The 9,522-nt window shown below is 64.7% G+C and carries 12 protein-coding genes; 10 read left to right on the forward strand and 2 right to left on the reverse strand.

The window, feature by feature from the left end; all coding sequences use genetic code 11:
- Positions 1–21: 21 nt before the first annotated feature.
- Positions 22–354 carry an EscU/YscU/HrcU family type III secretion system export apparatus switch protein gene (locus PPA02S_RS19470; RefSeq protein WP_028633439.1) on the reverse strand — a complete coding sequence of 111 codons (333 nt, stop codon included), beginning with the start codon at positions 352–354 and terminating at the stop codon, positions 22–24.
- Positions 351–1,901: a flagellar hook-length control protein FliK gene (gene fliK / locus PPA02S_RS19475; RefSeq protein WP_028633438.1), complete on the reverse strand. Its 1,551-nt coding sequence runs from the start codon at positions 1,899–1,901 to the stop codon at positions 351–353. The genes PPA02S_RS19470 and fliK overlap by 4 nt, the downstream gene beginning before the upstream one ends.
- Before the next feature lie 161 nt (positions 1,902–2,062).
- On the opposite strand from fliK, the gene ccmA reads away from it, so the two are divergent.
- From ccmA to PPA02S_RS22855, 10 genes are read left to right on the forward strand one after another with little or no spacing between them, the layout of a single operon-like run.
- Entirely contained in the window at positions 2,063–2,695 is a 633-nt protein-coding gene (gene ccmA / locus PPA02S_RS19480; protein WP_028633437.1) for a cytochrome c biogenesis heme-transporting ATPase CcmA, read from the forward strand.
- Positions 2,692–3,360 carry a heme exporter protein CcmB gene (gene ccmB / locus PPA02S_RS19485; RefSeq protein ID WP_028633436.1) on the forward strand — a complete coding sequence of 223 codons (669 nt, stop codon included), beginning with the start codon at positions 2,692–2,694 and terminating at the stop codon, positions 3,358–3,360. Before ccmA ends, ccmB begins: the two co-directional genes overlap by 4 nt.
- Positions 3,361–3,406: 46 nt before the next feature.
- A complete protein-coding gene (locus PPA02S_RS19490; protein WP_028633435.1) occupies positions 3,407–4,174 on the forward strand; it encodes a heme ABC transporter permease in 768 nt (255 codons plus the stop codon).
- Complete coding sequence (gene ccmD / locus PPA02S_RS19495) at positions 4,171–4,347, forward strand: heme exporter protein CcmD (RefSeq protein WP_028633434.1); 177 nt, start codon at positions 4,171–4,173, stop codon at positions 4,345–4,347. The genes PPA02S_RS19490 and ccmD overlap by 4 nt, the downstream gene beginning before the upstream one ends.
- Positions 4,344–4,787, forward strand: coding sequence for a cytochrome c maturation protein CcmE (gene ccmE / locus PPA02S_RS19500; RefSeq protein WP_028633433.1), 444 nt, complete (start codon positions 4,344–4,346; stop codon positions 4,785–4,787). The genes ccmD and ccmE overlap by 4 nt, the downstream gene beginning before the upstream one ends.
- Positions 4,788–4,798: 11 nt before the next feature.
- Complete coding sequence (locus tag PPA02S_RS19505) at positions 4,799–6,772, forward strand: heme lyase CcmF/NrfE family subunit (RefSeq protein ID WP_174435895.1); 1,974 nt, start codon at positions 4,799–4,801, stop codon at positions 6,770–6,772.
- A complete protein-coding gene (locus tag PPA02S_RS19510; RefSeq protein WP_028633431.1) occupies positions 6,769–7,305 on the forward strand; it encodes a DsbE family thiol:disulfide interchange protein in 537 nt (178 codons plus the stop codon). The genes PPA02S_RS19505 and PPA02S_RS19510 overlap by 4 nt, the downstream gene beginning before the upstream one ends.
- The gene (locus PPA02S_RS19515) at positions 7,302–7,778 is read left to right on the forward strand and encodes a cytochrome c-type biogenesis protein (RefSeq protein WP_028633430.1); all 477 of its coding nucleotides are present in this window, start codon (positions 7,302–7,304) and stop codon (positions 7,776–7,778) included. The genes PPA02S_RS19510 and PPA02S_RS19515 overlap by 4 nt, the downstream gene beginning before the upstream one ends.
- Positions 7,771–8,967: a c-type cytochrome biogenesis protein CcmI gene (ccmI, locus tag PPA02S_RS19520; protein WP_028633429.1), complete on the forward strand. Its 1,197-nt coding sequence runs from the start codon at positions 7,771–7,773 to the stop codon at positions 8,965–8,967. The genes PPA02S_RS19515 and ccmI overlap by 8 nt, the downstream gene beginning before the upstream one ends.
- A gap of 12 nt (positions 8,968–8,979) precedes the next feature.
- Positions 8,980–9,399: a hypothetical protein gene (locus PPA02S_RS22855; RefSeq protein ID WP_080667841.1), complete on the forward strand. Its 420-nt coding sequence runs from the start codon at positions 8,980–8,982 to the stop codon at positions 9,397–9,399.
- The last annotated feature ends 123 nt before the right edge of the window (positions 9,400–9,522 follow it).

Here is a 9,522-nt window from a genome sequence, read left to right on the forward strand (position 1 = left end):
GATGGGGTGCGCAGCGCCGCCTCAGGGCCCTGGCAAACGCGGCAGGTTTGGAGTTATATCGCGCTCCGGCTCCGGCGTGTCATCGAACCCAGGCGGCACTTTGCCGCGCAACTGCCAGGCGAAGGCGATGATTTCGGCGATGGTCAGGTACAGGGCTTCGGGTATCTGGTCGCCCAGTTCCAGCCGGGCCAACAAGCGCACCAGCTCGGCGTTTTCATAGATGGGAATTTCGTGTTCACGGGCAATGGCCATGATCGCTTCGGCCAGTTCGTCGTCACCTTTGGCGCTGAGCGTGGGTGCCTGTTGGCCGTCATAGCTCAGGGCGATGGCCTGGCGTGGGGTTTTCAGGCTCATGCGTTTTCATCCACCCAGCGTTGTTCTACCCGGGTGCTGGGGCCTTGCGGTGCAATACCGGGGTGGCATTGCAGGTCGCCCACGTGCAGCCCGCGGGCCAGCAAGCCAGCGCGCAACGCGCCGAGTTCGGTATCGATCAGGCGCGCGGTGCGTTCACGCTCCGCCCACAGCTGGCCGCTCAGGCAGCCTTGGGTGAGCTGTGCCTGCACCTGCAAAGGGCCGAGGGGGGCCAGGTCGAATGCCAGCTCGATGCGCCACAGTGCCTGCAGGGGATCCTGCGCTTGGTGCTTGCGCTCGGCCTGTTGATCGGGGGTTTCCTCCCGTTGCAGCTTGACCTGCAGCGGGATGAAGTCCTGCCCATGGCGGATGGGGATTTCAGTTTGCCAGGTGGTCTGCAGGTTGCCGTTCTCCAGCGTGCCGGTTTGTTGCAGGCTGCTCATGGCATGGCTCTGCAGGCGGGAAATGGCCGCCGCAGCCAGGCGCAGCAGCGCTTGCAGGTCGCCTTCGTCCTCCAGGGCCTGGAGCAGTTTGGACGGGAGCGGAAACCCCCCAGGCTGTGGCTTGGGCGAAACCCGTTCGAGCATCCCCAGGGCATTGCGCGCCAGCGCCGGCATGGCGGCGGCCAGGGTGGCCGGTGGCGGGTTGATCGCGGCATTGGTGGTGGCCTGGGCGATGAGCTGAAGCAGGTTGGCCTTGAGGTCGGTGGCCAGCGCAGGCGCGCCACCGGCCAGCAGCTTGGCTTCCAGAAAGGCGCCGCTGTTGCCTAGGGCCTGTATCAGCGCCTTGGCATCACCCAGTTGCGTGGCCGTCGGCAAGGCCGCCAGCAGGCGCTCGGTGCTGGCGCGTACGTCGGGATCGGTGCCTGGATCGCTCGCCAGCTGTTGCAGCGCGCTCAGCAGGCCGGGCAATGATGCCTGGCGGTTCTGCTGGGTAAGCAACTGCTGGGCGATGCTGAGCTGGTCCTGCCTGCCGCTGAGCGGGATGAAGCGCAGTGACTGATCGCCTTGTACCAACCCGCTGAGCAAACTGCCCAGGGCCAGGGGGCGGGGGCTGTCGATGGCCAGCACGGCGCCAGCCTGAGCAGTGTTCAACAGGCTTACCAATGCCCGGTAGCTGGCCGGTTGGTCGGCCGTGGCAGGCAGCACCTGGTTGGTCAGCACCTTGCCCTGTAGCAGCGTACCAATGGGCACCTGGCTGGTATCAAGGCGGGTGAGGGTGGCTACCTGGCTGGCACTGGCCTGTTGCAGCAGGATGGCCAGGCGGCCGGCCTCAGGCTGGCTCACGGTCACCTGGCTACCCTGGGGCAGGGGCTGGCTGGCATTGGCCTGCAACTGGGTTTGCAGGCCATTGGCTTGCATCAGGCGCAACACCAACTGAAAATCCTGGCCGGCCTGGCGCATGGACACCACTTCGGCTTGCGCCGTCTCGCCCGGGGCGAGCAAACCCGGCTGAGCCTGGGTCAGGCGCAGCAGGTCGCCGGTCAAGGCCGCTTTCACTGCCTGGGCGCTGGTCGCGGTTTGTGGGCCGAGACTATTGATTTCAGTCATGATTGTATACAACCTGTGGAGCCCAGCCTCTTGGCAGCGTGGCTGTGCATGTAATAATGCCGCCCGCCCGTGGTTGCCAGTATAACGGCAGCGCGATGGGCGACTTGAGTGGCAGGGCTTCAGGTGTGCGCCCTGGGCCCTACAACCGATAAGGCGAAACCGTGACTCTTCACCTCCAAGCCGTGGGCCTGGCCTGCGAGCGCGACTGGCGTGTGCTGTTCGAGCACCTCGCGTTCGAATTGCGGCCCGGCGACATGTTGCAGATCAGTGGCCCCAACGGGAGTGGCAAGACCAGCCTGCTGCGCCTGCTGGCCGGCCTGATGCAGCCGACCGCCGGGCAGATCCTGCTGGGTGGCAAGCCTCTGGGCGAGCAGCGTCACGCCTTGGCCAGCATCCTGTTGTGGATCGGCCATGCGGCGGGCATCAAGGACCTGCTCACCCCTGAGGAGAACCTCACCTGGCTGTGCGCGTTGCACCAGCCTGCCAGCCGCGAGGCCATCTGGTCGGCGCTGGCAGCCGTCGGGCTGCGCGGTTTCGAAGACGTACCCTGCCATACCCTGTCTGCCGGGCAGCAGCGCCGCGTCGCCCTGGCCCGGCTGCACCTGGCCAGCCCGCCGCTATGGATTCTCGACGAACCCTTTACCGCCCTGGATAAACAGGGCGTGGCGCAACTGGAGAAGCACCTCGCACACCACTGCGAACAAGGTGGCACCGTGGTGATGACCACTCACCATGCGCTGGCCCGCAAACCGTCCGGTTACCGCGAACTGAACCTGGGGCAGTGGGCGGCATGAGCGTATTCATCCTGTTGCTGCGCCGGGAGGCGCGCCTGTTGTTCCGCCGCCCGGCCGAGCTGGCCAACCCGTTGGTGTTCTTCGCCATCGTGGTGGCGCTGTTCCCATTGGCGGTCGGCCCCGAAAGCCAGACACTGCAGAACCTGTCACCTGGCCTCGTGTGGGTGGCGGCACTGCTGGCGGTGCTGCTGTCGCTGGACGGCCTGTTCCGCAGCGACTTCGAGGACGGCTCACTGGAGCAGTGGGTGCTGTCGCCGCACCCGCTGGCACTGATGGTGCTGGCCAAGGTGCTGGCGCACTGGATCTTTTCCGGGCTGGCGCTGGTATTGTTGGCGCCATTGCTGGCCTTGATGCTGGGGCTGCCCGGGCACTGCCTGCCTGTGCTGCTGGGCTCGCTGTTGTTGGGCACGCCGGTATTGAGCCTGCTGGGCGCGGTGGGCGCGGCGCTGACGGTGGGCCTCAAGCGTGGCGGCCTGCTGCTGGCGTTGTTGATTCTGCCGTTGTATATCCCAGTATTGATCCTGGGCAGTGGTGCGTTGCAAGCGGCATTGCACAATATGCCCGCAACCGGCCAACTGCTCTGGCTCGCCAGCCTGGCAGCCCTGGCTGTCACCCTGGCACCCTTTGCGATCGCCGCCGGCCTGAAGATCAGCGTCGGCGAATAACGAGTCCTGGGCTTTCAAGCCCGGCAAATACCCTGGATGTACCCTGATGAAAATGAGCTGGACGTGGTTCCACAAGCTGGGTTCCCCCAAATGGTTCTATGCCATCAGCGGCCGCCTGTTGCCATGGCTGGCCGTGGCTGCGCTGGTGCTGCTGCTGGTCGGTATCACCTGGGGCCTGGCCTTCGCCCCCCAGGACTACCAGCAGGGCAACAGCTTCCGCATCATCTATATCCATGTGCCAGCGGCGATGCTGGCGCAATCCTGCTACGTGATGCTGGCGGTGGCCGGTGTGGTGGGGCTGGTATGGAAGATGAAGCTGGCCGATGTGGCCTTGCAATGCGCCGCGCCCATTGGCGCCTGGATGACGGCCGTAGCGTTGGTCACCGGCGCCATCTGGGGCAAGCCCACCTGGGGCAGCTGGTGGGTCTGGGATGCCCGGCTTACGTCCATGCTCATCCTTCTGTTCCTGTACTTCGGCATCATTGCGCTGGGCCAGGCAATCAGTAATCGTGACAGCGCGGCCAAGGCCTGCGCGGTGCTCGCCATCGTTGGCGTAGTGAACATCCCGATCATCAAGTACTCGGTGGAGTGGTGGAACACCCTGCACCAGGGGGCCACCTTTACCCTCACCGAAAAGCCGGCGATGCCGGCCGAGATGTGGCTGCCGCTGCTGTGCACGGCACTGGGGTTCTACTGCTTTTTTGGCGCCGTACTGCTGATGCGCATGCGCCTGGAAGTGCTCAAGCGCGAGGCGCGCGCCAGCTGGGTCAAGGATGAAGTATCAAACAGCCTTGGCCGGAGGGCCGCACCATGAGTTTTGCCAGCTTCGGTGATTTTCTTGCCATGGGCCACCATGGTTTGTACGTGTGGTCCGCCTATGGCATTTGCGTGGCGGTGCTGGTGCTGAACGTGGCCATGCCACTGCTGGCCCGCCGTCGCTACCTGCAAGAAGAGGCGCGCCGCTTGCGCCGGGAGAACATTCAGTGAATCCGCAGCGCAAGAAACGCCTGTTGCTGATCGTCGGCCTGCTGGTCGGCGTGGGGGTTGCCGTGGGCTTTGCCCTGAGCGCATTGCAGCAGAACATCAACCTGTTCTACACCCCTACCCAGATTGCCAATGGCGAGGCACCCCAGGACACGCGCATCCGTGCCGGTGGCATGGTCGAGAAAGGCTCTGTGCAGCGCTCGTCCGATTCACTGGACGTGCGCTTTGTGGTCACCGATTTCAACAAGTCGGTGCCCATTACCTACCGCGGCATCCTGCCAGACCTGTTCCGCGAGGGGCAGGGCATTGTCGCCTTGGGCAAGCTCAACGGCGACGGTGTAGTGGTAGCCGATGAAGTGCTGGCCAAGCACGACGAAAAATACATGCCGCCCGAGGTCACCAAGGCGTTGAAGGAAAGCGGCCAAGCGCAGGTGCAGCCATGAATGCGGCGCTGGTGATACCCGAACTCGGCCAGTTGGCGATGATACTGGCCATCTGTTTTGCGGCTGTGCAGGCCAGTATTCCGCTGCTTGGCGCCTGGCGTGGCGACAGCCTGTGGATGAACCTGGCACGCCCCGCGGCCTGGGGCCAGTTTGCGTTCCTGGCCTTCGCCTTTGCTTGCCTGACCCATGCGTTCATGACCGACAACTTCTCGGTGGCGTATGTGGCCAGCAACTCTAACAGCGCGTTGCCCTGGTACTACAAGTTCAGTGCCGTATGGGGCGCCCACGAGGGTTCCTTGCTGCTGTGGGCGCTCATATTGGGTGGCTGGACCTTTGCCGTATCGGTGTTCTCGCGGCAACTGCCCCAAGTCATGCTGGCCCGCGTGCTGGCGGTGATGGGCATGATCAGCGTGGGCTTCCTGAGCTTCCTGATCATCACCTCCAACCCGTTCCAGCGCTTGCTGCCGCAGGTGCCGGTCGATGGCCGCGACCTCAACCCGTTGCTGCAGGACATCGGCCTGATCGTTCACCCGCCGATGTTGTACATGGGCTACGTGGGCTTTTCGGTGGCCTTCGCCTTCGCCATCGCCGCGCTGCTCGGTGGCCGCCTGGATGCGGCGTGGGCGCGCTGGTCGCGGCCCTGGACCATCGTCGCCTGGGCGTTTCTGGGTGTGGGCATCACCCTGGGTTCATGGTGGGCCTACTATGAGCTGGGCTGGGGCGGCTGGTGGTTCTGGGACCCGGTCGAGAACGCCTCGTTCATGCCATGGCTGGTAGGCACGGCGCTCATCCACTCGCTGGCGGTGACCGAAAAGCGCGGTGTGTTCAAGAGCTGGACGGTGCTGCTGGCCATCGCGGCGTTTTCCCTCAGCCTGCTGGGCACCTTCCTGGTGCGGTCGGGCGTGCTCACCTCGGTTCACGCCTTTGCAGCCGACCCCTCGCGCGGCATCTTCATCCTGTTCTTCCTGCTGTTCGTGGTGGGCGGCTCGCTCACGCTGTTCGCCCTGCGTGCGCCGGTGGTCAAGAGCCAGGTGGGCTTCGGCCTGTGGTCGCGTGAAACACTGCTGCTGGCCAACAACCTGGTACTGGTGGTAGCGGCCTCGATGATTCTGCTGGGCACGCTGTACCCGCTGGTACTCGATGCCCTGACAGGGGCCAAGCTGTCGGTTGGCCCGCCGTACTTCGATGCGTTGTTCCTGCCGTTGATGGCGCTGTTGATGCTGGTGTTGGGCGTGGGCGTGGTGGTGCGCTGGAAGGACACCCCCGGCAAGTGGCTGGCCAGCATGATGACCCCGGTGCTGATCGGCAGCGCAGTGATGGCACCGCTGGCAGGGTTTGTCGTTGACGACTTCGACTGGCCAGCCCTGGCCACCTTTGCCCTGGCAGCCTGGGTAGTGCTGGGTGGGGTGCGCGATATCCTCGACAAGACCCGCCACAAAGGGTTGCTCAAGGGCCTGCCGGGCCTAGGTCGCAGCTACTGGGGCATGCAGGTGGCGCATCTTGGCCTGGCGGTATGTGCTTTGGGCGTGGTGTTGTCGAGCAACAACAGCGCCGAGCGTGACTTGCGCATGGCCCCGGGTGAAAGCGTGGAACTGGGCGGGTACCACTTCCTGTTCCAGGGCGCCAAGCATTTTGAAGGGCCGAACTTCATTTCCGACAAGGGCACCATCGTGGTCAGCCGCGAGGGCCGGGAAGTGGCCACGCTTCACCCCGAGAAACGCCTGTATACCGTGCAGCAGTCGATGATGACCGAAGCCGGTATCGACGCCGGCTTTACCCGCGACCTGTACGTGGCCCTGGGTGAACCGCTGGAAAACGGTGCCTGGGCGGTGCGGTTGCACATCAAGCCTTATGTCCGCTGGATCTGGCTGGGCGGTCTGCTGACTGGCCTTGGCGGGGTGCTGGCGGCCCTCGACCGGCGTTACCGCGTCAAGGTCAAGACTCGGGTGCGTGAGGCCCTGGGCGTGTCTGGAGCAGCTGCATGAAACGTTGGATCATGGTGGTGCCACTGGCGGTATTCCTGCTGGTGGCGGTATTCCTCTACAAAGGGTTGTTCCTCAAGCCCGAAGAGCTGCCTTCGGCAATGATTGGCAAGCCGTTCCCGGTATTCTCCCTGGCATCATCCCAAGGCGACCGCACGCTCACCCAGGCTGATTTGCAGGGCCGCCCGGCGCTGGTGAACGTGTGGGCGACCTGGTGTTCGTCGTGCAAGGTCGAGCACCCCTACCTGAACCAGCTTGCCCAGCAGGGTGTGGTGATCTACGGGGTCAACTACAAGGACGACAACGCGGCTGCGCAGAAGTGGCTGGCCGAGTTCCACAACCCCTACCAGCTGGATATCCGTGACGAGGAGGGCACCCTGGGGTTGGACCTGGGCGTCTACGGCGCGCCGGAAACCTTCCTGATCGATGCCGAGGGCGTTATCCGCTACAAACATGTGGGGGTGGTCGATGCCACCGTCTGGCGTGAGCAACTGGCACCGCTCTACCAGGGCCTGGTTGACGAGGCCCGGCCATGAGGCGTTGGTTGGCGGCCGCAACCCTGGTACTGGGCGTGGCCGGTGTGGCGAGTGCGGCCATCGATACCTATCAGTTCCGTGACCAGGCCGAGCGGGAGCGCTACCAGCAACTGACCAAGGAATTGCGCTGCCCCAAGTGCCAGAACCAGGACATTGCCGATTCCAACGCCCCGATTGCAGCCGACCTGCGCCGGGAGATTTTCCGCATGCTTGGCGAGGGCCAGAGCAACCAGCAGATCGTCGACTTCATGGTCGACCGCTACGGTGACTTCGTGCGCTACAAGCCGGCCCTCAGCGGCCGCACTTGGCTGCTCTGGTTCGGCCCCGGCCTGTTGCTGGCGGGTGGCTTCGTGGTGCTGGCGATCATTGTGCGTCGGCGCCGCGTGACGGCTGTGCAGGGCACCGATCAACTGTCTGCCGACGAGCGTGAGCGTCTGGCCAAACTGCTGGAAAAAGAACGCACCCATGACTGAATTCTGGCTTAGCGCGGGCCTGCTGTTGCTCGCCGCTCTCAGCTTCTTGCTGATCCCGATCCTGCGTGGCCGGCGTCGGCAGCAGGAAGAAGACCGTACCGCACTGAACGTGGCGCTGTATCAGGAACGCGTGGCCGAGCTTGCTGCCCAGCAAGCCGCTGGTGTCCTGGACGGCGCGCAGTTGGACCAGGGCCGGGACGAGGCCGCCCGCGAGCTGCTGGCCGACACCGAGGGTGCCGAGCCCGCGCGCCTGCGCCACCTGGGTAAAGCCCTGCCACTGCTGGCAGCGGTGCTGGTGCCGCTGATGGCCCTGGGGCTGTACCTGCACTTTGGCGCTGCCGACAAAGTAGCCCTGACCCAGGAATTCGCCCAGGCGCCGAAGTCGATGGACGAGATGACCACGCGCCTGGAGCGGGTGGTGCAGGCCCAGCCGGACTCTGCCGAGGCGGTGTATTTCCTGGGCCGTGCCTACATGGCCGAGCAACGGTCCGAGGATGCCGCCCGTACCTTCGAGCACGCTGTGGGTTTGGCGGGGCGGCAGCCTGAGTTGTTGGGGCAGTGGGCGCAGGCGTTGTACTTTGCCGCCGACAAGCAGTGGAGCCCGCAGGTGCAGGCGTTGACCGATGAGGCGCTGAAGGCCGACCCCAACGAGGTCACCAGCCTGGGCCTGCGCGGTATCGCCGCGTTCGAGGGAGAGCGCTACCAGGAGGCCATCGATTACTGGAAGCGCCTGTTGGCGCAGTTGCCACAAGGCGACGCTTCGCGTGCCGCGCTGCAGGGCGGTATCGACCGCGCCGCCGAGCGCTTGGGCGGTGCTGCTGGCCAAGCGTCCCAGCCGGCGCCGGCCACAGCACGGTTGAAGGTTAGGGTCGAACTGGCGCCTGCCTTGCAGGGCAAGGTACGGCCGGACGATACGGTATTCATCTTTGCCCGCGCCAGTAATGGCCCGCCTATGCCGCTGGCGGCGAAGCGGGTGACGGTGGCGCAATTGCCGATCGAGGTGGAGTTGACGGACGCCGATGCGATGATGCCGCAGATGAAACTGTCGGATTTCGCCGAAGTCCAACTGGTTGCACGGGTGTCGAGGGGTGGCCAGCCCACCCGTGGTGAATGGCGTGGGCAAGGTGCCCCTTTACCAGTTGCGACCCAGGCCACCCAGCATCTGACGATCGACAGCCCTGACCTGTAAGAGAGCCTTGCCATGCACAGTTCCGTACGCCTGACCTTGATTGCCCTGGCTTTGGGTTTGTCTGCCTGTACGGGGCATGGCCCGGCGACCCAGCCGGAGCCGCCGGTGGACCGGGCGCCACCTCCGCAGGGGCCGATTATCAAGCCGTTGCCGGGTGGGCAGCCTTCCACGCCGGTGGGCAAGCCGGCGCCCGCGCCGAAGCCGGTACCGCGCACGTCGGCGAGCTTTGCACCGCCGCCGGGTGGGGCCAGCCATTGGGACCCGAAGTTGGGGGTTTATGTGTTGGATAAGCAGCCTAATACGTTTTATCGGCAGCGCACTTATTATCGGTTTGATAATGGGTGGAGTTGGTCGTTGAGCCCGAATGGGCCTTGGCAGGCTACGGACAGTAGTGGTGTGCCGGGTGGGTTGGGGCGGGCCTTTGGTAATTAAGTGATGCCACACTCGCCCTACCGGAACCCTGTAGGAGCGAGCGCAGCTCGCGATGCGCCGCCTGTGCTCTTGCTCTCGCTCTCGCTGTTGCTCTTGCTCTTGCTTCTAAGTGCGCGATAGACC

Source organism: Pseudomonas parafulva NBRC 16636 = DSM 17004 (genome assembly GCF_000730645.1).
Lineage (GTDB): Bacteria > Pseudomonadota > Gammaproteobacteria > Pseudomonadales > Pseudomonadaceae > Aquipseudomonas > Aquipseudomonas parafulva.